This window comes from Pseudoalteromonas sp. S4492 (genome assembly GCF_005886115.1).
Lineage (GTDB): Bacteria > Pseudomonadota > Gammaproteobacteria > Enterobacterales > Alteromonadaceae > Pseudoalteromonas > Pseudoalteromonas gelatinilytica.
In genome coordinates this window covers 61,406-82,892 of record NZ_PNCP01000051.1, presented here as the reverse complement: position 1 = coordinate 82,892, position 21,487 = coordinate 61,406, and the positions used below count along the sequence as shown (strand labels likewise).

At 41.7% G+C, this 21,487-nt stretch carries 19 protein-coding genes; 9 read left to right on the top strand and 10 right to left on the bottom strand.

Features of this window, described 5'->3' with window-relative positions:
* Positions 1 to 216 precede the first annotated feature (216 nt).
* The 7 genes from epd to CWC28_RS17320 all read left to right on the top strand — a co-directional run bounded on the left by epd (position 217) and on the right by CWC28_RS17320 (position 8,347).
* The gene (gene epd / locus CWC28_RS17350; protein WP_119852376.1) at positions 217 to 1,233 is read left to right on the top strand and encodes an erythrose-4-phosphate dehydrogenase; all 1,017 of its coding nucleotides are present in this window, start codon (positions 217 to 219) and stop codon (positions 1,231 to 1,233) included.
* Between the two features lie 42 nt (positions 1,234 to 1,275).
* Positions 1,276 to 2,451, top strand: coding sequence for a phosphoglycerate kinase (locus CWC28_RS17345; RefSeq protein WP_105174837.1), 1,176 nt, complete (start codon positions 1,276 to 1,278; stop codon positions 2,449 to 2,451).
* A 196-nt stretch (positions 2,452 to 2,647) separates the two neighbouring features.
* Entirely contained in the window at positions 2,648 to 3,712 is a 1,065-nt protein-coding gene (gene fba, locus CWC28_RS17340) for a class II fructose-bisphosphate aldolase (RefSeq protein WP_063703260.1), read from the top strand.
* Between the two features lie 400 nt (positions 3,713 to 4,112).
* Positions 4,113 to 5,063, top strand: coding sequence for a porin (locus CWC28_RS17335; protein ID WP_138625490.1), 951 nt, complete (start codon positions 4,113 to 4,115; stop codon positions 5,061 to 5,063).
* A gap of 146 nt (positions 5,064 to 5,209) precedes the next feature.
* Entirely contained in the window at positions 5,210 to 5,899 is a 690-nt protein-coding gene (phoB, locus tag CWC28_RS17330) for a phosphate regulon transcriptional regulator PhoB (RefSeq protein WP_036970740.1), read from the top strand.
* A gap of 56 nt (positions 5,900 to 5,955) precedes the next feature.
* Positions 5,956 to 7,287 carry a phosphate regulon sensor histidine kinase PhoR gene (gene phoR, locus CWC28_RS17325; protein WP_063703263.1) on the top strand — a complete coding sequence of 444 codons (1,332 nt, stop codon included), beginning with the start codon at positions 5,956 to 5,958 and terminating at the stop codon, positions 7,285 to 7,287.
* A gap of 91 nt (positions 7,288 to 7,378) precedes the next feature.
* A complete protein-coding gene (locus tag CWC28_RS17320; protein ID WP_063703264.1) occupies positions 7,379 to 8,347 on the top strand; it encodes a PstS family phosphate ABC transporter substrate-binding protein in 969 nt (322 codons plus the stop codon).
* Positions 8,348 to 8,399: 52 nt separating this feature from the next.
* Here CWC28_RS17320 and mdoH read toward each other — a convergent pair whose 3' ends face one another.
* The 10 genes from mdoH to sfsA all read right to left on the bottom strand — a co-directional run bounded on the left by mdoH (position 8,400) and on the right by sfsA (position 18,836).
* Complete coding sequence (gene mdoH / locus CWC28_RS17315) at positions 8,400 to 10,382, bottom strand: glucans biosynthesis glucosyltransferase MdoH (protein ID WP_105181257.1); 1,983 nt, start codon at positions 10,380 to 10,382, stop codon at positions 8,400 to 8,402.
* The gene (locus CWC28_RS17310) at positions 10,354 to 12,069 is read right to left on the bottom strand and encodes an OpgD/OpgG family glucan biosynthesis protein (RefSeq protein WP_063703266.1); all 1,716 of its coding nucleotides are present in this window, start codon (positions 12,067 to 12,069) and stop codon (positions 10,354 to 10,356) included. Before CWC28_RS17310 ends, mdoH begins: the two co-directional genes overlap by 29 nt.
* A 346-nt stretch (positions 12,070 to 12,415) precedes the next feature.
* Positions 12,416 to 12,616 (bottom strand): hypothetical protein, encoded by a 201-nt coding sequence (locus CWC28_RS17305; RefSeq protein WP_370625252.1) that lies wholly within the window; start codon positions 12,614 to 12,616, stop codon positions 12,416 to 12,418.
* A gap of 96 nt (positions 12,617 to 12,712) precedes the next feature.
* Positions 12,713 to 13,564: a pantoate--beta-alanine ligase gene (panC, locus tag CWC28_RS17300; RefSeq protein WP_138625489.1), complete on the bottom strand. Its 852-nt coding sequence runs from the start codon at positions 13,562 to 13,564 to the stop codon at positions 12,713 to 12,715.
* Entirely contained in the window at positions 13,565 to 14,359 is a 795-nt protein-coding gene (gene panB, locus CWC28_RS17295; RefSeq protein WP_063703269.1) for a 3-methyl-2-oxobutanoate hydroxymethyltransferase, read from the bottom strand. It lies immediately after the preceding gene.
* 29 nt (positions 14,360 to 14,388) lie between these two features.
* A complete protein-coding gene (gene folK, locus CWC28_RS17290; protein WP_063703270.1) occupies positions 14,389 to 14,877 on the bottom strand; it encodes a 2-amino-4-hydroxy-6-hydroxymethyldihydropteridine diphosphokinase in 489 nt (162 codons plus the stop codon).
* Positions 14,878 to 14,879: 2 nt separating this feature from the next.
* On the bottom strand, positions 14,880 to 16,166 hold the full coding sequence (gene pcnB / locus CWC28_RS17285) for a polynucleotide adenylyltransferase PcnB (protein ID WP_229677565.1): 1,287 nt from the start codon (positions 16,164 to 16,166) through the stop codon (positions 14,880 to 14,882).
* Positions 16,167 to 16,458: 292 nt separating this feature from the next.
* Positions 16,459 to 17,403 carry a tRNA glutamyl-Q(34) synthetase GluQRS gene (gene gluQRS / locus CWC28_RS17280; RefSeq protein WP_063703273.1) on the bottom strand — a complete coding sequence of 315 codons (945 nt, stop codon included), beginning with the start codon at positions 17,401 to 17,403 and terminating at the stop codon, positions 16,459 to 16,461.
* 17 nt (positions 17,404 to 17,420) lie between these two features.
* Positions 17,421 to 17,864, bottom strand: a complete 444-nt coding sequence (gene dksA, locus CWC28_RS17275) for an RNA polymerase-binding protein DksA (RefSeq protein ID WP_063703275.1) — start codon at positions 17,862 to 17,864, stop codon at positions 17,421 to 17,423.
* 252 nt (positions 17,865 to 18,116) lie between these two features.
* The gene (sfsA, locus tag CWC28_RS17270) at positions 18,117 to 18,836 is read right to left on the bottom strand and encodes a DNA/RNA nuclease SfsA (RefSeq protein ID WP_138625488.1); all 720 of its coding nucleotides are present in this window, start codon (positions 18,834 to 18,836) and stop codon (positions 18,117 to 18,119) included.
* Between the two features lie 149 nt (positions 18,837 to 18,985).
* On the opposite strand from sfsA, the gene pepB reads away from it, so the two are divergent.
* Together pepB and CWC28_RS17260 are read left to right on the top strand one after the other, a co-directional pair.
* Entirely contained in the window at positions 18,986 to 20,281 is a 1,296-nt protein-coding gene (pepB, locus tag CWC28_RS17265) for an aminopeptidase PepB (RefSeq protein ID WP_138625487.1), read from the top strand.
* A gap of 461 nt (positions 20,282 to 20,742) precedes the next feature.
* Entirely contained in the window at positions 20,743 to 21,309 is a 567-nt protein-coding gene (locus CWC28_RS17260) for a phosphoribosyltransferase (protein WP_063703281.1), read from the top strand.
* The last annotated feature ends 178 nt before the right edge of the window (positions 21,310 to 21,487 follow it).

The window sequence follows — 21,487 nt, the reverse complement described above, 5'->3', positions numbered from 1 at the left end:
AAACTGCGCCATCTAAAACATACTAAGCAATTTTTATTTTGGCTGACCTCTTATAAAAACTCTTCAGGTCGATTACCAAAATTGAGCCATCTAGGGTTGTTAAAGTAGTTTTATTTACCTTGCCCTCTTATAAAAACTTCAAAGGTCGATTACAATACCGCCATCTAAAAGGCAGCTGCCTTTATCTGCAAGCAAATAGAGTGGATTTTCTTCTTCATGGCAATCAAACTTGCAATTAATGGTTTTGGTCGAATCGGGCGCAACATCGTCCGTGCTCTGTATGAATCAGGGCTTGAAGATCAAATCAAAATTGTCGCTATTAACGAATTAGCCGACCCTAAGGGCATTGCCCATCTCCTTAAATACGATACATCTCACGGCCGCTTTTCATTCCCTGTTAATCTTGGCGAAGATACTTTAACGGTTGCTAATGACTCTATTGCTTTGTTTGCAGAAGAAAACCCAGCAGAACTGCCTTGGCAAACACTTGATGTTGATGTGGTTCTTGAATGTACTGGGGTGTATCACTCACGTGAACATGCTGAGCTACATTTAAACGCTGGTGCGAAAAAAGTATTGTTTTCGCAGCCTGCAGATGCAGATGTTGATGCCACAATTGTGTATGGTATTAACGATGATGAGCTAAAAGCTGAACATACGATTGTTTCAAATGGTTCATGTACCACAAACTGCATTGTACCAGTGATTAAAGTGTTAGATGACGCATTTTCGATTGAATCTGGGGCCATTACGACGATTCATGCCTCGATGCATGATCAGCAAGTCATCGATGCGTATCATCATGATTTACGTCGTACTCGCGCTGCAAGCCAGTCTATTATTCCAGTAGATACAAAGCTTGCTCGTGGTATTGAGCGTATTTTGCCTAAGTTTCATAGTCGCTTTGAAGCCATTGCTGTTAGGGTACCCACTATCAACGTGACGGCGATGGATTTAAGTGTAACAGTGAATACCGATGTGAATTTAGCGACTGTCAATCAGGCACTTAAGTTAGCAGCAAAAGACCGTCTTGAAGGTATTTTAAGCTACACAGAAGAGCCATTGGTATCGGTAGATTTTAATCATGACCCACATTCTTGTATCATAGATGGCACTCAGACACGTGTTAGTCATAAACGACTGATAAAGTTGTTAGTGTGGTGCGATAATGAGTGGGGCTTTGCGAATCGTATGCTCGACACTGCGCGTGCGATGATGGCTGTAAGCCAATAATTTATAAATATAATATTAGTATCGTTAACTAAGGAGAAGTCCATGTCGGTCATTAAAATGGCAGATTTAGATTTAAACGGCAAACGCGTGTTAATTCGTGAAGATTTAAATGTGCCTGTAAAAGAAGGTAAAGTGACCTCTGATGCACGTATTCGTGCAGCATTACCAACTATTAAATTAGCGTTAGAAAAAGGCGCTAAAGTAATGGTGATGTCACACCTTGGCCGCCCTACGGAAGGGGAATATGATGAAGCGTTTTCACTTGCCCCTGTGGTTAATTATTTAAATGATGCCCTTGAGCAAACAGTTCGTCTTGAAAAAGACTACCTAGAAGGCGTAGACGTTGCTGATAACGAAGTGGTTGTTTTCGAAAACGTACGTTTTAACGCTGGCGAAAAGAAAAACGACGAAGCACTGTCTAAAAAACTTGCTGCCTTATGTGATGTTTACGTAATGGACGCATTTGGTACGGCTCACCGTGCACAAGCATCTACTCACGGTGTGGGTTTATTTGCTGATGTTGCATGTGCAGGCCCACTACTTGCGGCAGAGCTAGACGCATTAGGTAAAGCGCTTGATAACCCAGCTCGTCCTTTAGTTGCTATCGTTGGTGGCTCTAAAGTATCAACTAAGTTAACAGTACTTGATTCACTATCTAAAGTGGTTGACCAACTTGTAACAGGTGGTGGTATCGCGAATACCTTCATCGCAGCAGCAGGTTACCCGGTAGGTAAATCTTTATTTGAAGCTGATTTAATTGATGAAGCAAACAAATTAAGTGCTGCAGCAAAAGCTAATAACGGTGAAATTCCGGTACCGACTGATGTTGTTGTAGGTAATGAGTTCTCAGAATCTGCAGTGGCAACACTAAAAGATGTGAATGAAGTAACAGACGAAGACATGATCTTCGATATTGGTCCTGATACAGCAAACCAATTAGCAAAAATCATTGCTAATGCGGGTACCGTTGTATGGAATGGCCCAGTAGGTGTATTTGAATTTGACCAATTTGGTAACGGCACACGTGCTATTGCTGATGCGATTGCTAATTCAAGTGCATTCTCGATTGCTGGTGGCGGTGATACGCTTGCAGCGATTGATAAATACGGCATTGCCGATAAAGTTTCTTACATTTCAACAGGTGGTGGTGCTTTCCTTGAATTTTTAGAAGGGAAAAAATTACCAGCAGTTGCTATGCTTGAAGAACGCGCTAAGTAATTAGTGCGTATACCAGCGTAGTTATTAAGTAATTACGCTGGTTCAGCTGTTAATAAAATACCTCTCACCCTCGTTTTATTTACAGCTGTTACGGTAGGCGCGAGCTTTTCGTGATGCAGTGATGCATCAAAAAATAACTTATCCGTTCAAACTAGATAGTAGGAAACTACTGTCGATACAATTTGGAGAATACCAAATGGCTTTAATCAGTATGCGACAACTTCTTGATCATGCAGCTGAAAATGGTTACGGCGTACCTGCGTTTAACGTTAATAACCAAGAGCAAATGCGCGCAATTATGGAAGCGGCTGACAAAACAAACAGCCCGGTAATTGTACAAGGTTCAGCAGGCGCACGTGCCTATGCTGGTGCCCCTTTTATTCGTCATATGATTTTAGCAGCCGTTGAAGAATGGCCTCATATTCCAGTTGTAATGCACCAAGACCACGGTACTTCACCAGGTGTATGTCAGCGCTCAATCCAGTTAGGCTTTTCATCAGTAATGATGGATGGCTCATTAATGTCTGATGGTAAAACCCCTTCAAGCTACGAATATAATGTTGATGTAACACGTCAAACAGTTGAAATGGCACATGCTTGTGGTGTGTCTGTTGAAGGCGAGCTAGGTGTTTTAGGTTCACTTGAAACAGGTGAAGCAGGTGAAGAAGATGGCGTAGGTGCAGAAGGTAAATTGTCTACGGATCAAATGCTAACAGATCCTGAAGAAGCAGCTGATTTCGTTCGTAAAACTAAAGTTGATGCACTGGCTATTGCTTGTGGTACATCACATGGTGCCTACAAATTCACACGTCCACCAACAGACGATATCTTAGCGATTGATCGCATTAAAGAAATCCACGCGCGTATCCCTAACACGCACTTAGTAATGCATGGTTCGTCTTCTGTGCCACAAGAGTGGTTAGAAGTGATCAATCAATACGGTGGTGAAATCCCTGAGACTTATGGTGTACCAGTAGAGCAGATCATCGAAGGTATTAAGTACGGTGTTCGTAAAGTAAATATCGATACCGATCTTCGTTTAGCATCAACAGGTGCAATTCGTCGTCACTTAGCTTTAAACCCAGCTAACTTCGATCCACGTAAATACCTAGCTGAAGCAACGAAAGCAATGACTGAGATCTGTGTTGCTCGTTACGAAGCCTTTGGTACTGCGGGTCAAGCTGCTAAGATCAAGCCTATCTCTTTAGATGATATGCACCTTAAATATTTATCAGGTGAACTTGATCCACAAATCAAGTAATTGATAACAAATTGAAAAAGCCGGCTTACATGCCGGTTTTTTTATGATTCGATCAAGGCGGATCAGCGATTTACTTACTCATGTTCGTGAGGATCAGTGTTTTACTAACCTTCGCTTTCACGGATCATTATTTTACTAGTTACGCACTGATCATCGGCTTTTCTTTGCTCAGCTTTTAAACTAAATACTGATCCCCTTAACATTAAATCAACAAGTTACCTTATTCTCTAAGTAAAATACTGATCTCGGGCTGATCAACTTAGTAAAAACCTGATCCTGATCTGATTTGGTTAGTAGATCAGTGATCCGTGATTTTTGTGTGAAATATAGCCACCTTGCCTTGACCAAAAGCCCTTTATGTTCGATTTTTAAGTTACTGCTTAAATTAAGGATCGCTACCATGAACAAACCTGCCATGATGTTGTCGAGCTTTGCAATGTGCTTTATTTCTTTTCATAGTGTTGCCGAAGCCGTAGATGTGTATGGTCGGGCCCATTTAGGGATTGCCAATAGCGACACCGGGGAGGGCAGTAAAACGTCTGTTGAAAGCTACAACTCACGTATGGGTATTAAAGGTAGCGGTGAAATAAGTGATGGTTTAAAAGCCGTATATAAGTTTGAATTTGCAGTAAATGCGGCTGATCAAGATAGCGATGGTAAAACAGAAGAAAATATTACCGCGCGTAATCAATACGTTGGCTTACAAGGAAGCTATGGCCAGGTGGTGCTCGGCCGTCATGATACGGCATTAAAAGTATCGCAAGGTAAAATTGATTTAATGAACGACTTTAATGGTGACATTAAAGCCTTGTTTAACGGTGAAAATCGCCTCGGCGATGTGGTTCATTATAGCTCGCCTATTGTCGGCAATATGCAATTTGTGGTCACCTATATTGCTGAAGATAATTCTAAACAAGATGAAGAAACCGGTGTCTCTGCGGCCTTTATGTATGGCGATAGTAAATTTAAAAATGCGCCTTACTTTGTGAGTGTTGCCCACGACAGTAAAGTAGCCGGCTACGATACTACGCGATTTACGGCGCAAGGTAAATTAGGCGATTTGACGGTAGGCGGTATGTATCAACAAAGCGAAAAAGCCACAGGCTCTGACAAAGAAGATGGCTATTTAGTGAGTGCATCTTACAAAATAGATAAATATAAATTATTAGCGCAATATCAAGATACCGATGGTAGCTTTGGTAAGTTGAAAGATTCGGGCAGTGGTACCTCTGTTGGGGTTGAACGAAGCCTGTCAAAACAAGCACGTATGTATATGTGGTATACGCAATTTTCACTAGATAATAATACTGATGAAGATCACGTGGCAGTCACTTTAAGGTATGACTTTTAATCTAAAATTCACTATTAAAGCGTAAAAACTGGCTATTTTTGCATTGATTTTTTTGCGCTTTTTGAATTACTCGTTAGACTTTCATAAAAATGTCATACTTAGTCATAATAATGAAACCAGTTCGCTAACGAAAGAGATAAATTGGAATGTCACGTAAAGTACTAGTCGTCGATGACGAAGCGCCTATCAGAGAGATGCTGGTTTTTGTTCTAGAGCAAAATGGTTTTCAAGCAATTGAAGCAGAAGATTATGACTCTGCAATTGAAGCTATGGTAGAGCCATACCCAGATATGGTTCTATTAGATTGGATGTTACCTGGTGGTAGCGGTATTCAAATTGCTAAGAAATTTAAGCAAAGCGAATACACTCGTCAAATTCCTATCATCATGCTGACAGCTCGCGGTGAAGAAGAAGATAAAGTGCGCGGCCTTGAAGTAGGTGCTGATGACTACGTAACAAAACCATTTTCTCCTAAAGAATTAATGGCACGTATCAAAGCGGTAATTCGCCGTGTTTCGCCAACCTCATTAGAAGAAGCCATTGAAGTACATGGTTTACGCCTTGACCCTATTTCACACCGTGTAACCTCAGAAGGGAGTGAATTAGATATGGGTCCTACAGAATTTAGATTACTGCATTTCTTCATGACTCATCCAGAACGTGTTTACAGCCGTGAACAATTACTTGATCATGTATGGGGAACAAATGTATATGTAGAAGACCGTACAGTTGATGTACATATTCGTCGTCTGCGTAAAGCGATTGCACCATTAGGACATGACCGTTTAGTACAAACAGTTCGCGGTGCTGGCTATCGTTTTTCAAGTAAATTATAAGTGTCATTGGAATGACCTTAACAAGCTAATTTACATACTTAAGGTAAAGTGAGTGTATGTATCGAGTAGTGAATAAACAGGCGTTAGCAAAACGCCTGTTTATGTATTTCTTACCCTTGTTATTAGTTGGCGTACTTGTAGGTGCGCCTTTTTTGCTTTTATTTTTAGGCTCTTTTGCACTTCTAATTTGGCATTATCATCAATTATATCGCCTCAGCGATTGGCTCCTAAATCAACGTAGTTTTAATCCACCGGAAGGTGAGGGAGCGTGGGAACAAGTCTTCGAAGGGATCTATCATTTACAACATCGCAACCGTAAAAAACGCAATGAGCTGGCTGACTTAATTCGCCGTTTTCGTGATGGTGCCGAAGCTGTGCCTGATGCGGTGGTGGTGTTACAAAAAGATCTCAGCATCATTTGGTGTAACCAACTGGCGTTAAAGGTATTAGGCTTAAAATGGCCGACTGATCATGGACAGCGCTTAGATAATCTTATTCGCGATCCTAAGTTTGCTAAGTACATGCATAAAGCCTGTTTCGATGAACCGCTCGAGCTTGATGGTGGCCACAGCTACGATCAAACGTTAGAGTTTCGTGTGATGCCCTATGCAAGTTCGCAGTTGATGATGGTGGTACGTGATGTTACTCGCTTAAAGCAACTTGAGCAGATGCGCAAAGATTTTGTGGCGAATGTTTCTCATGAGCTGAGAACACCACTTACGGTGGTGACAGGCTACTTAGAAATGCTTGATTCAGATAGCTTACCACCTCCTGCAATGTGGCAAAAAGCGCAAACAACCATGCTTGAACAATGTAAGCGTATGGACAGTTTGGTTAATCAATTACTCTCGCTATCGCGTATTGAGGGAGCACGTCGTCAAGATAACGATAAGCCGGTTAATGTGCCGCAGCTACTTACCTATATTCAAACCGAAGCACAGTCATTAAACCAAGATAAAGGTCATGAGCTTATCTTTAATGTTGATGCAAGTTTAGATATTAAAGGGGCTGAAGACGAATTACGAAGTGCCTTTTCTAATCTTGTGTTTAACGCCATCCATTACACCAAGCCTGGTGGCAAGATTGTAGTTGATTGGCAGCTTAAAAATAACCAAGCCGCGTTTAGTGTGACTGATAATGGTGATGGTATTGCTGCTGAACATATTAACCGTTTAACCGAGCGTTTTTATCGCGTTGATAAAGCGCGTAGCCGCACAACAGGTGGGTCTGGATTAGGTTTAGCGATTACAAAACATGTACTTACAAGGCATGACAGTCGTTTAGATATCAGCAGTAAATTAGGACAAGGCTCGACCTTTGCGTTCGCATTTGGTAGCGAAAAAGTCGTGCGTATAACAGATAATATTAAAAAAACGGCAAAGTCATAAAAATGTCATTTAAGGGTAATCTAACTGTCATCTAGTGTCATTAGAGTAGACCGCAGTTAGGAAATGGGACGAACAAATCGGAGTAACCCCTATGAAATTCAAAAATCTCGTTGCCGCAATGGGTGTGGCTGTAACAACATTTGTATCAGCACAAGCAGCTGCAGTTGATAAAGATATGCCTGAGTACACTAAAACAAGTGGTATCTCTGGTAATTTCTCATCTGTTGGTTCTGACACTCTTGCTAACATGATGACGTTCTGGGCAGAAGAGTACAAACGCTTCTATCCAAACGTAAACATCCAAATCCAAGCAGCGGGTTCTTCAACTGCTCCTCCAGCATTAACTGAAGGTACAGCAAACTTCGGCCCAATGAGCCGTCGTATGAAGTCAAAAGAAATCGAAGCTTTCGAAAAACGTTACGGCTACAAGCCAACTGAAGTACGCGTTGCAATCGATGCTCTAGCTGTATTCGTACATAAAGACAACCCAATCAAAGGTTTACGTATTGACCAAGTTGATGCGATTTTCTCTTCTACACGTAAATGTGGTGCTGAAGCAGAAGTTAACCGTTGGAGTGAAGTAGGTCTTGAAGGCGATTGGGCTGCAAAAGATATCCAACTTTACGGTCGTAACTCAGTATCGGGTACTTACGGTTACTTCAAGAAGAAAGCACTTTGTAAAGGTGACTTCCGTAACAACGTAAACGAACAACCTGGTTCTGCATCTGTAGTACAGTCAATCTCTTCTTCAGTGAATGCGATTGGTTACTCAGGTATCGGTTATAAAACATCAGGTGTACGTACAGTACCACTTGCTAAGAAAGGCGATAACTTTGTTGATGCGACATTAGAAAACGTAGCAACAGGTAAATACCCACTATCTCGTTTCTTATACGTTTATGTGAACAAGCACCCTAACAAGCCTCTTGCACCAATTGATGCAGAGTTCTTAAAAATGGTTCTTTCTGTAGACGGTCAAAAAATTGTTGAGAAAGATGGTTATGTGCCACTTTCAGGAAAAATGGCAACAGCTGAACTTAAAAAGCTAGGCCTTCTGTAACAACCATACAGACATAGATAAAAAATCCGCTCATTGAGCGGTTTTTTTTCGTTTAGCTTTTGGCAAATAGTTTTGCCTTAATGCGTTGCTGGGCAAGGCGTACTTGCTTACGCTTTTTACCCGAAGGTGCCTTAAAGCTTTGAATTGGCATTACCGTAGGGTATTCATTAGGCAATGCTGGCACACTAAAGTCAGCGTGCTCATCTTTAGGCAAACCAATCTCTTGTTGATGTACACGAAGTGCCGCTAAGGTATCATCGTTTTCAACTTCACTTGGGCATAAAAATAAACCCATTTTACGCATTTTAACACCTAAGCCGATGCTGCTTGAGTAGCGTACAATTGGCGCTGCTAAAACAAGGCCCACTAAAATAGGTGATAACCACCAAAAGAAGGTCGGTGTGTAATAGTAAGCAACCGAGCCCCAAATAATCGCAGTAATAGTCGAAAATAGCGTATAACCAATCGCTTCTTTCCACGGCACCATTCTGCCTTCACGAGGCTGTGCATCCCAGCTAACTTTTTTACCTAAAAATACGCACACGACAAAATAGCTATGGAATACCATCATTAGCGGCGCAATTACAATGGCAAAAACCGTTTCGATGAGTGAACCTGCAATTAGCTTCATCGTGCCACCAAAGGCTTTATTACGGTGTACTAAAGTCACAATAACACCCATTAATTTAGGCAGTAACAGCAGCACGGCAGTAATGAATAACAACGAATCAATTAAATCCGTTTTGGCAATTTGCCAGGTTGGGAAAAGCTGATAAGCATGGTTAAAGTACACGTCGCTATTTAGTGCCCGAGTCACTGCATCTAAGGTACTTAATGCCAGCATCGATAACCAAATTAACGATGAGATATACGCCGTAGCACCGAATAAAAAGTGCATTTTACTCATTAGCTTAAGGCCTGATTTAGGCAATAAACCTAAATGCTGGATATTTCCTTGCACCCAACGTCTATCACGAATCGCGTAATCGAGAATGTTACTTGGCACTTCTTCATAGCTACCTTCAACATCGCTAAGCAGTAACACATCCCAACCACTTCGGTGTAGCAGTGAAGCTTCAACAAAGTCATGACTTAAAATTTCACCACCAAATGGGGCATTGCCTTTTAAAACCGGCAAGCCGCAGCATTTTGTGAATGCTTCAACGCGAATAATCGCATTGTGACCCCAGTAGTTTGCTTGGTTTGTTTGCCAAAAAGCAGAACCGGTTGCCAGCATTGGGCTATATAAAATCGATGCAAACTGTAAAAAGCGACCAAAAAACGTGTCTTGGCGAACCGGGATCGGGATCGTTTGGATCAAGCCTGATTTTGGATTGCTGATCATGCTAGAAGTCAGTTCAAGCATACATTGACCCGTCATAATGCTATCGGCATCAAGCACAATCATATGATCGTACTGGCTGCCCCAACGCTCACAAAAGTCGGTTAAGTTGCCTACTTTACGGTGTTTGTTGTCTTCGCGGCGACGATAAAAAGTATGCGCTGCTAAATCACCTAAACGCTTAGTAAGAGCATTCCATGCTTTAAGTTCATTACGAGCAATTTCAGGGTCTTGCGTATCACTTAGCAAGTAAAAGTCGTAATGTGGCATTTGCCCTGTTTTTGCCAGCGAGCGAAGGCTAACCTCAAAACCGGCAATTACACGCTCGGTATCCTCGTTATAGATAGGCATAACAATGGCTGTTTTAGTTTGGCTTAAGGCATGCTGATCAATCTCGATTGGTTTTTGACGTTTTAAGGTCAACGGGTCAATACGAAATAATTGCAGGATAAAGCCCATACAGCCACTACAAAAGGCTGTAACAATCCACGCGAAGGTGACTGTAAATAATGCTAGTAAAGCGTACTCAAGCGGTGTCATGCCGTTAGAATTTAAAATATCGAACATGATCCACACGCCATAGGCGGTAATGGTGAGCGCTAGGCTCGAAAAAAGCCAAGCGCGGGTTTTCTTAAAAGGCATTGCTGTTGCTTCTAATGCTTTACTATTGGACGTCGTTTGGATACCAGACATAGCTCCATACCTCGCTGATTTCTTTATCACGTAGTTTTAACGATAAGCGCATATCAACTGGCTTATCTCCCTCTGGCGCCACTTTAAAGGCTACGCGCCATCCTTGATTGTTTGGTAACTGCTGTACCGTTTTATCGCTTACTTGACCTGAAGACAGGGTTAAATCGGCCATCATGGCAAAATTAGCGGATAGTTGATTAATGGTTTCACCACTAAAATCTACGGTAAATTGACGATGACTTTTCGGTGGCGGATTCTTCTCACCCGGAAGTGCAGCACTACCAATTCGGGTTCTTAACACACTCGCTTTATCTTGAGTTGCAAGCGTGGCATTGAAAGTTGAAAGCTTGTAACTAAAGCTTAAGTTGTCACCGGCTTTCATTGGCTGCTCTGGCACCCAATAGCTAACAATATTGTCGTTGGTTTCTGTATCTGTTGGGATCTCAACTAACTCAACGCGTCCTTTACCCCAGTTACCCAGTGGCTCAATCCACATGCTTGGACGATTGTGATAATGGGCCTCAGTATCAAGGTAGTTATTAAAATCACGGTCTCGCTGTGCAAGACCAAAGCCTTTCGGGTTCTCGTAGCTAAATGAAGTGACACTTAGCTTCTTCGGGTTATTCAGTGCGCGCCAAACCCATTGACCTTGTTCTGATTGCATTAAAAGGCCGTCAGAGTCATGTACTTCAGGGCGGTAATCATCAAAAAACTTAGTACTATTTTCACCGTGGTAGAACATACTGGTTAGCGGGGCAATGCCGAGCTTTTTGATGTCTTTGCGGGCAAAAATTTGCATTTGAGTTTTCACTTCAGTGTTAGTCGAAGGTGTTAATTCAAAACGATAGGCTCCCGACACTGATGGGCTATCTAATAATGCATAGAGCACGATAGTGGTATCTTCTGGTGCTGGTTTTACTAACCAGAACTCTTTGAATACGGGGAATTCTTCACCTGAACTGAGTGCTGTATCAACCGCAAGACCACGCGCTGACAGACCATATACCTGGTGCGGGCCAACTAAACGAAAATATGAAGCACCTTGAAACACAGCCACTTCATCTTTGTACTGGTTGTTGTTCAGTGGAAAGTGTAAACGAAAACCTGCATGGCCAAGTTGTGTATTAGCAATAGCGGTGCTGATCTCTTGCTCTAACGGAGCAGCGGTTGCATCGTAACGATAGTAATCTGTTTTAAAGGGTAAACTTTTTACTTCAGCATTTTGCTCAAGGGTATTAATCGCCACCGGTGAGCGATATAAAAAGCCAGGGTGGAATAACTGCACTTCATACAGGCTTTGATCTTTCCAAATTGCTTGCTCAGTACGAAAACGGATTGCACGGTAGTCCTGATAACCAATGCTAGTTAATGCTTCAAGCTCTAATTCTTTAGGCGCTACATACGGCTCAGAGGCTAATTTTTTCGCACGTGCAGTGATAACTTCAAATAGCTTTTCTTGCGGAATAGTGATCATTGCAGGCTTAAGCTCAGCAGCATTTTCCTTTACTTGCTGTTTTTCATTTTCGGTTGCTTGAACCTTGACGGCTGTTTGTTCTGTTTCAGTCGCTTTTGGCTGGTCTGGATCTTCAACTGCGTAACTATGACCTGCACTCATGGCTAATAATACGCCCAAGAAGGTCTTCTTTTTAACAGCGCTGAAGAGCTTAGTTCGGGTTTCTGGTCTCATTCAATTTTCCTTTAGCCGTAAATCACATTAATTCATTCATATCTCTTAGCAATTACTGAACCCAAAATAAAAACTAATAATCTCAATGGCTTTGAGTTGGTACAGCGAAATACGAAGAGTAAAATTTTGAAATTAGTGAGAAACAATTACACGGTAGTCGTTGTTTATTCGTCACCAATATGGAGAAGTTTAATGAACGAAAGCTTGCCCTAATATGAATAGCTTAAAGGATAAACAAAAATATGAACAAAATTACCAGAGGCTTAATTTTGCAAGCGAAATTGTAATCGAGGAGGGGAGTGTAGGCACCGAACAGGTTTTCAGTGCCCTAGAAAAGCAAGCCGTGTTATTTAACTTCACCTAACTTTTCTGCATTGGCTTTACATTGGTTGTAAGCTTCAATGCATTTGTTGCTACAGACTTTATGAACTAAACCATCAGCGGTGCTTTGCTGTTCACAGCTCGCTTCACATTGATAGTTTTGCTGAGCACATTGCTGCATTTCTGGGTTTTCAATTTTGTTTGAGCAGGCAGACAGTAATGTCATTGCAAATAATGTTGCTGCAATTGCTGGTAATTTTTTCATGCTTATCCCTAGTTTATGTCTTTTCTTTGCAATCCATCTTACCCAGATTGTTGCTATTTAATCCAGCTCAACTTGTAAATTGTCAATTAAACGTACTGAGCCTAAATAAGCAGCAGCTAAAATAACAAGTTGTTTGTCAGCTGTTGTTGCAGGCTTTAATGTTGAGCGCTCTGCAATTGCGTAGTAGTCAGGCTTAAGACCTGCATCTTCAAGCTGTGCTTTTGCATCAGCCTCAAGTGCTGCAATGTCTTTGCTGCCTTGCTTAAGTGCTGTTGCTGTATTATTGAGTGTGGCAAACAGTACTTTTGCGGTGTCTTTTTGCTCATCAGATAAATAGCCATTACGAGAGCTCATTGCTAAACCTGAGATTTCGCGGCAAGTAGGTACGCCAACAATTTCAACTGGGATAGATAAATCGCGCGTCATGGTTTTAATAACTTGCAGCTGCTGAAAATCTTTTTCACCAAAACAAGCAAAGTCAGGTTGTACTAAATTAAATAGCTTAGTAACAACGGTTGCAACGCCTTTAAAGTGACCAGGACGCGAGCCTCCACAGTAACCCATAGAAACACCCGGTACATCGACAAAGCTTTGCTCGCCTAAACCATTTGGGTAAATTGTTTCAACCGAGGGAGTAAACACGATATCAGTACCAAGTTCAGCCAAACCTTGCTTATCTTCGTTTAGTGTACGCGGATAACTATCAAGGTCTTCATTGGCACCGAATTGCATCGGGTTTACAAAGATACTTACAACAACCTTATCAGCAAGCGTCTTGGCTTTTTCAACAAGTGAAAAGTGACCTTGGTGTAAATTGCCCATGGTAGGTACTAGCGCAATGCTCAAGCCAGCTTGACGCCAAGCTTTGATTTGACTGCGTAACGATTTAATTTCAGTGATTGATTGCATTTATTTAAACTCGTGTTCGGCACTTGGGAAAGCACCACTTTTTACATCTTCACAATACTTTTGCACTGCTGCTGGCATATTGCCGGTTTCTAATAAAAAGTTCTTTGAGAACTTAGGAATATAGCCTGCAGAAATACCAACTAGGTCGTGCATTACTAAGATTTGACCATCGGTTTGATTACCCGCACCAATACCAATGGTAGGAATATTCAATTCATCAGTAATACGTTTAGCAAGCTCACTTGGAATACATTCTAAAACAAGTAACTGTGCACCTGCCGCCTCAAGTGCTTTTGCATCACTGACCATTTTATCGGCTTGAGATTGCTCACGACCTTGAATTTTAAAACCGCCAAATACATGCACTGACTGAGGTGTTAAGCCTAGGTGACCACATACAGGAATACCTTGCTGTGTCATTGCCCGAATGCTGTCGTGCAGCCATTCGCCGCCTTCAAGCTTGATCATGTTTGCCCCAGCACGCATCAACTCTGCTGCATTTTTACAGGCATCAGTTGGATTGGCATAGGTCATGAAGGGTAAGTCAGCAATCACAAATAGCTCTCGGCTACCTGCACGTACGCAGCGTGTATGATAAGCAATCTCACTGTTGGTCACCGCTAATGTGTCATCACCACCTTGCAATACCATACCTAGTGAGTCACCGACTAAAATCACCTCGACGCCATTATCATGAAACAATTTAGCAAAGCTGGCGTCGTAAGCCGTTAATGCGGTGATTTTTTGTTGTTCTTGTTTCATTTTATTGAGAGTTGAAACGGTGATTTTAGACATAATTTCCTCTAAGGCTTAGCCTTGGTTGATTACTGCTGAGGGAGTTGTTGTAAATCGTTTAAAGGCAACGTTTTTGTTATATCAGCAAGTGATTGATTATTCGGTAGTACAAGCGTTGGTGCTATCTCAAATAATGGATAAACAACAAATTCTCGCTCTGTTAAGCCATAATGAGGCACAGTTAAGCGAGGGGTGTCTATCACGTCATTACCGAACAATAAAATATCTATATCAAGGGTACGAGGACCCCAGCGTTCTTCTTTTCTAACACGGCCATGTTCAAGTTCAATGGCTTGAGTTAAATCAAGCAATTGTTCAGGCTCAAGTGCAGTTTTAACACACGCGACCGCATTTACATAATCTGGTTGATCCTGCGGTCCCATGGGTTTGCTTGCGTAATCATGAGATACACAAACAAACTCAACATCTTTTAATGCTTTTATGGCAGCGACAGCGGCATGTATCTGTTTGCGTGGTGCATTTAAGTTAGCACCTAAACCTAAATAAACAGTCTGCATGCTTAGTCTACTTTTTTCTTACGAGGGCGACGACGGCGTTTTGGGCCACCTTGGTGCCCTAAATTTTTAACCATCTCTTTTTGACCATTGATGTCTTGGCTCAAGTAAGCTGTCCACCAATCTGCAAGTTCTTTATGTTGCTCTTCACCGGCTTGTACACGCAGTAATAAAAAGTCATAGGCAGCTTTGAAGCGGGGCTGTTGAGTGAGCCTGTAAGCGCGCTGACCGCCTCGTTTATCAAGACGCTGCTGAATATGCCAAATATCGCGAGCACCCAAAGTGAAGCGTTTTGGAACCGCGACATGTTGTGCACTTTCACTAAGTACTTTATTCATTGCTTGTGCAAATGCATCGTACTCTGAAAGCTGATCGCGTTGTTGTAGCTTCTTAGCAATACTGAGTAATGGGAACCACAATAAGGCTGCAAAAATAAAGGCCGGCGTGACTTTTTTATCTGCATTGATACGCTTATCGGTGTTTTTAAACATTTGCAGAATAAACGCATGCTCAAGGCCATCAGGATTGGCATCTAAGATTTTATCAAGTGCAGGGAATAATGCTTTGAATAAGCCATATTGGCGTAGCATTAGGTAGTTTTCTTCAGCTTTACCGTTTAAGAACAATTTAAGTGATTCTTCGAATAAACGAGCTGGCGGAATATGGTCAAGTAAATTAGCAAGGCCTTTAATTGGTTTTTCGGTGCCAGGCGCAATGCTCATTCCCAGTTTGGTAGCAAAACGCACTGCACGTAACATACGCACAGGGTCTTCACGGTAACGTGTTTCTGGGTCGCCAATCAATTCAATTTGTTTTGCTTTTATTGCGCTAATACCATTGGCATAGTCATAAATACAAAAATCGTTTATTGAGTAATACAGTGCGTTAATTGAAAAGTCGCGGCGTTCGGCATCTTCTTCGATACTGCCGTAGACATTATCGCGCAGGAGTTGGCCGTGTTCACTTGATTGACTAATTTGATTTTTACTTTCGTCAGCTTCGTGATGACCACGCATGGTCGCTACTTCAATAATTTCTCGACCAAATACAATATGCGCTAAACGAAAACGACGACCAATTAGGCGACAGTTACGAAATAGCTTTTTGATTTGCTCAGGCGTTGCGTTTGTTACAACGTCGAAGTCTTTTGGCTGTTGGCCTAACAATATATCTCGAATACAACCACCAACTAGGTAGGCATCAAAACCACCTTCTTTTAGGCGGTACAATACTTTGATTGCATTTGGGCTAAATTGTTTGCGTGAAATACCGTGTTCACTGCGCTCGATCACCAAAGGTAACTCGCTCGTTGGTAAAGCATCACTCGATGTCGTGGCATTTGGGCCAATAATCTGCCGACAAAATTGAAAAAGCTTGGAAATAATAATCTGTCTCCTACGACGCGGACTTTGCGACTCATCAAGTATAGCGTTTGTTTGTTACTTCGCCGATGTGAGATTGACGTGTAATCAGTGTGTTTTACTTGGCGCTAAAATAAGCTGTTGATGATTCGCACACTTTGGGTCGCTATCATATACCAGCAGGGCAGAAAAATTAAGTTACTCGGCCTTTAAAATTGGCAATTTATTTTTCAATAGTAACAAAGTCACAAAAAGGAGAGTTTGGATTTTCGCTGACCTGTATTTCTTGCACCTTTGGGATGTGTTCAAGACGGTAAGTTTCCACTGCCCAAGCTAACATTTGTTCGATATTTAACGATAAAAGAGCGCTTTCTGGCTTTAGTCCTAAAAAGCGAAAAGCATCGAACAAAGCGGGCTTAGGATCTGATTTTGCTATTGCGGGGGCGTAATTTTGCTTTGATAACTTAAAACCCGGCTTAGCAACCGCTAAAGGTAGATGAGCGTAATCGGGCGCAGGTTTATTAAGCTGCTTAAATAAACTAAGTTGTCGTGCGGTTGGCTCTAGTAAATCAGCGCCGCGCACAACATGTGTTATACCTTGTGCAATATCGTCAACCACTACAACGAGTTGGTAGGCAAATAAACCATCGCTACGCTTTATTAAGTAATCTTCTTTGGCAAGTTGGCTATCAATACGCACCTCACCTTGAATTAAATCATGGTAGTGGCTGGTCGCAAATTGCTGGGTTAAACGCAGTGCTGAGTCAGAAAGCCCATGACTTTTATCTCGGCAATGGCCTTGGTAAATGCCCCCGATAGCTTTGATTTCTTTACGAGTGCAGTGACATGCATAAACTAGGTTTTGTGAGATTAGTTCATTAACAATAGCTTGATATTGCTCATGACGCTGGGTTTGGTAAATGACGGATTCGTCCCAATGTAGGCCGTAAGCTTCTAAGGTGTGTAATATATCGTCGCTAGCACCGCTGACAACACGCGTTGTGTCGATATCTTCAATGCGTACTAACCATTTTCCTTGATTGGCTTTAGCATCAAGGAAACTACCCACAGCCGCTATAAGTGAACCAAAATGTAATGGCCCAGAAGGTGATGGCGCAAAACGGCCACGATATTCACGCGTTGGCGTGTTAACGGCTGTGGTAGACATGGGCTAATTAAAGGATATTAACCGCGTCCAGATTGTTTTTCTTTAATTTCCGCAAGCGTTTTACAGTCTACACATAAATCAGCTGTAGGACGCGCTTCTAGGCGGCGGATACCAATTTCGATACCACAAGATTCACAATAACCAAAATCGTCTTCTTTGATTAATTGAATCGTTTTCTCAATTTTCTTGATCAGTTTACGCTCACGGTCACGAGTACGAAGTTCTAATGAGAATTCTTCTTCTTGTGCTGCACGGTCTACTGGATCTGGAAAGTTAGCTGCTTCGTCTTGCATATGCGATTTAGTACGGTCTACTTCGTTACGTAAATCGTTACGCCAAGCTTCTAAAATTGTTTTAAAATGAGCACGTTGTGCATCATTCATATACTCTTCACCTGGCTGTTCTTGATATGGTTCCAACCCGGCCTGAGCCAATAACCCTAGTTTTTTTTGGTCTGGCATAACTTTCTCCTAAATCCTTAATATTTTGCCCAGCGTTAGCCGGCGGCTATAAATAGCAGAATCATTAGATTGAGGCAAATTTATTTTTAATTAATCCTCTTGACCTCGGACTAATGATTGCTCAAATAATTATGGGCGGTGTTATAAGCCCTTAACTATCCGTAAATTTTTTAAATTTGCTAAGTTATATGGGCAAAAAAAAATAATACAACTTAAATCGTGCTTTTATTGTCGTTTTAGTAAAAGAGTAGCTTAGGCGATGAATGGGCATTTTTCCTGTATTTTTATCTCATCAGCATATATTTTTGCTTTGTAAGCAATAACTTCAACGCCTTTTTCAATTGCATCAGTTAAAAGTTGTGCGTATTTAGGGTCAATATGAGTTGCCGCACTTACTTGGTTAATACCTTCATGTAAAACAGCAAATAAAAGGACCGCACGATGTCCTTGCTGCACCATTTCGACAAGCTCTCGAAGGTGCTTTTGGCCACGCTCAGTTTTTGCATCGGGAAAATACCCTTGCCCAGACTGCGGCTCTGTTTGCGACAGTAAGGTCACTGACTTGACTTCAACATAACAATGAGGTTTTTGATCATCTGTTAATAAAAAGTCGATGCGGCTGTTTTCTTGGCCGTATTTTACTTCTGCAGTAATGGTTTGGTAGTTTGCAAGTTCAGCAATCGTGCCTGCTTCGAGCGCTTCTTGCACAACATTATTTGCTATAGCCGTATTTACACATATCAATTGGTTAAATTGGTTCTGGGTTAATTGCAGCGAATGAGGATATTTGCGTTTGGCATTATCGCTTGTTGAATAAAAAGCATTAAAGCCAGGCTCTGCACAGCCTGTCATTTTGCCGGTATTAGCGCAGTGAGCTGTAAACTCTTCTCCGTCAGCCGTTTTTAAGTCAGCTAAAAAGCGCTTGTAACGCTTAATTAAGGTGGCTGATTGTAATGCGGGAGTAAATTTCATAACTTTAAATAATTCGTTTTTCTTTATTGTATGTGATTCAAGACAAGGATAGAACCAAACAGCATAACGCTATTTATCGCAAGCTGTTGGGAACTGACGAAGGCTGTAGTAAACTCAAGCAACATTTTTAGCGCAAAGAGTATTCTAACATGTCAGAAAAATTTCTAGTTCAACTTAGCGAGCAGGGCGCTGCCGCACATTGGGGCGAAAAAGCCGCTCTTTCTTTTACTGAACAAGGCGCAACTGTTCATCTAACTGAGCAAGATACACTTAAAAACGTACAAAAAGCAGCACGTACGTTAGCTAATCAAGGCTTAAAAAATATTGCGTTAGTAGGCGATGCTTGGTGCACTGAATCTCAATGGGCTTTCTATCAAGGCTTTGTTTCACCTAAGAATTTAGATGCTATTGAGTTTGCTGAAAATGCAAAAACAGACAGCAAAGAACTAGCTTCTTTAAAGCAAGCGGCGACGTGGGCTCGTCAAATGATCAATGGCACAGCTGATGATATTTTCCCAGAAAGCCTAGCCGGTAAAGCGGCGGAGTTTATTCAGTCATTAGCGCCTGAGCACGTAAGCTACCAAATCATTAAAGGTGATGCTTTATTGGAGCAACAGTGGATTGGTATTCACGCGGTAGGTCGTGGTAGTGAGCGTCCACCGGTATTATTAGCATTAGATTACAACCCAACGGGTGACGAGAACGCACCTGTTGCGGCTGCTTTAGTTGGTAAAGGCATTACGTTTGACTCAGGCGGTTATTCTATCAAGCCAAGTGAAGGCATGTTAGGCATGAAGTGCGACATGGGTGGTGCTGCTACAGTAACTGCGGGCTTAGCGCTAGCTATCAGCCGTGGTATCAACAAACGCATTAAATTATTCTTATGTTGTGCAGAAAACCTTATTTCAGGTCATGCCTATAAACTTGGTGATATCCTTACTTATAAGAATGGTACAACGGTTGAAATCGTTAACACCGATGCAGAAGGCCGTTTAGTGCTTGCTGATGGCTTAATGGCTGCAGGTGAGTCTGGTGCGCCATTAATCATTGATGCAGCAACACTAACAGGCGCTGCGCTTGTTGCTGTTGGTCAAGAGTACAATGCATTGTTTGGTCTTGATAAAGAGCTTGTACGTGACGTACAAGACTTTGCAGAGCAAGAAATGGAAGCCGCTTGGCCATTACCACTTGAAAAATGGCACCAACAAAACTGCCCATCACCATATGCAGATACCGCAAATAGTCGTCCTCAAAAAGGCGGTGGTTACGGTGGCGCTTCTAATGCAGCTGGCTTCTTATCACGCTTTGTGCCAAATGAAGGCAAAGGTTGGGTGCATATTGACCTTGCGGCTGCATTTAACATGGGCAGCACAAGCGAGTGGGCTGCTGGCGCGACAACACAAGGTATGCGTACCGTTGCAAGAACATTACTAGAAAAAGCATAAGCAAATATCTATAGGGCGTGTTGACCTTTTATGATTAACTTTGCAGCAGTGTGTTTGGTATTTAGGCAAGGCAGAGCCTATGTAGTGTGGTTGTTCCACATAAATAGGCGATAACGCAGCATTAATGCCAAACACGTGCTGCCCTTCGGGTTCTTCCTAGGGGCGATTAACTCTTTGTTGCTCGATTTTTACTTAGCCCACTAGGTTACAAATCTCGCGCCGTGATTAAATCGCCCCTAGAGTGAACAAATTTAATCCACAAAGGTCAACACGCCCTTATTAAGCCCCTTAATTTTATCTAAGTTAAGGGGCTTTTTTGATCTAACAGGTAATTTTACAAACTGATACAAGCTTTTTTGAGTAAATTAGTATAAAATCCCGCCCCACATTTTCTCATCCTGTGGTTAGTTTTTATTAAATTAGCTACACTTGAATGATCATTCACACTGGGGTCTCTATTTATGTCAGATAAGTGCTATATCACTGCGCAGCAGCTTCTTGAAGATTCATTTCGTGTTGCGGCACAAGTTTATGAAGATGGTTTCCGTCCTGATTTCATCATTGGTATTTGGCGTGGTGGTGCTCCAATTGGTATCGCAGTTCAAGAGTATTACGATTACAAAGGTATCGAAACTGACCATATCGCAGTACGTACTTCTTCGTATTACGGTATTAACCAGCAATCTAAAGAGATCAAAGTTCACGGTTTGCATTACATCATTGAAAATGCCAATGCAGATAACTCATTACTAATCGTTGATGACGTATTCGATTCTGGTCGTAGTATTGTTGCATTAAAAGAAAAGCTTTCTGAGCTAATGCGTTTAAACCTACCACGTGATATCCGCGTTGCATGCCCATACTACAAGCCGAAAAACTCAAAGGTAGACATGGTGCCAGATTATTACATTCATGAGTCTGAAGAGTGGCTTGTGTTCCCTCATGAGCTTTCAGGCCTAACGCCAGACGAAATTATCGAAGGTAAGTCTGATTTAGCTAACATCCACGACATTTTACTTGAAAAGTAACCTTGTCTAAATTTTTCATAAAAGGCTCTTAGTGAGCCTTTTTTATTGTCTTAAATTAAGAGCGTAAAACTCCCCATTGATAATAGTGGTAGTTTAAGCAGCGTAAATGCATTGATGCTTATCACAAAAGAGAAACTTGGTGTTTATGTATATTTTTTAAAGGCAATAAAAAACCGCG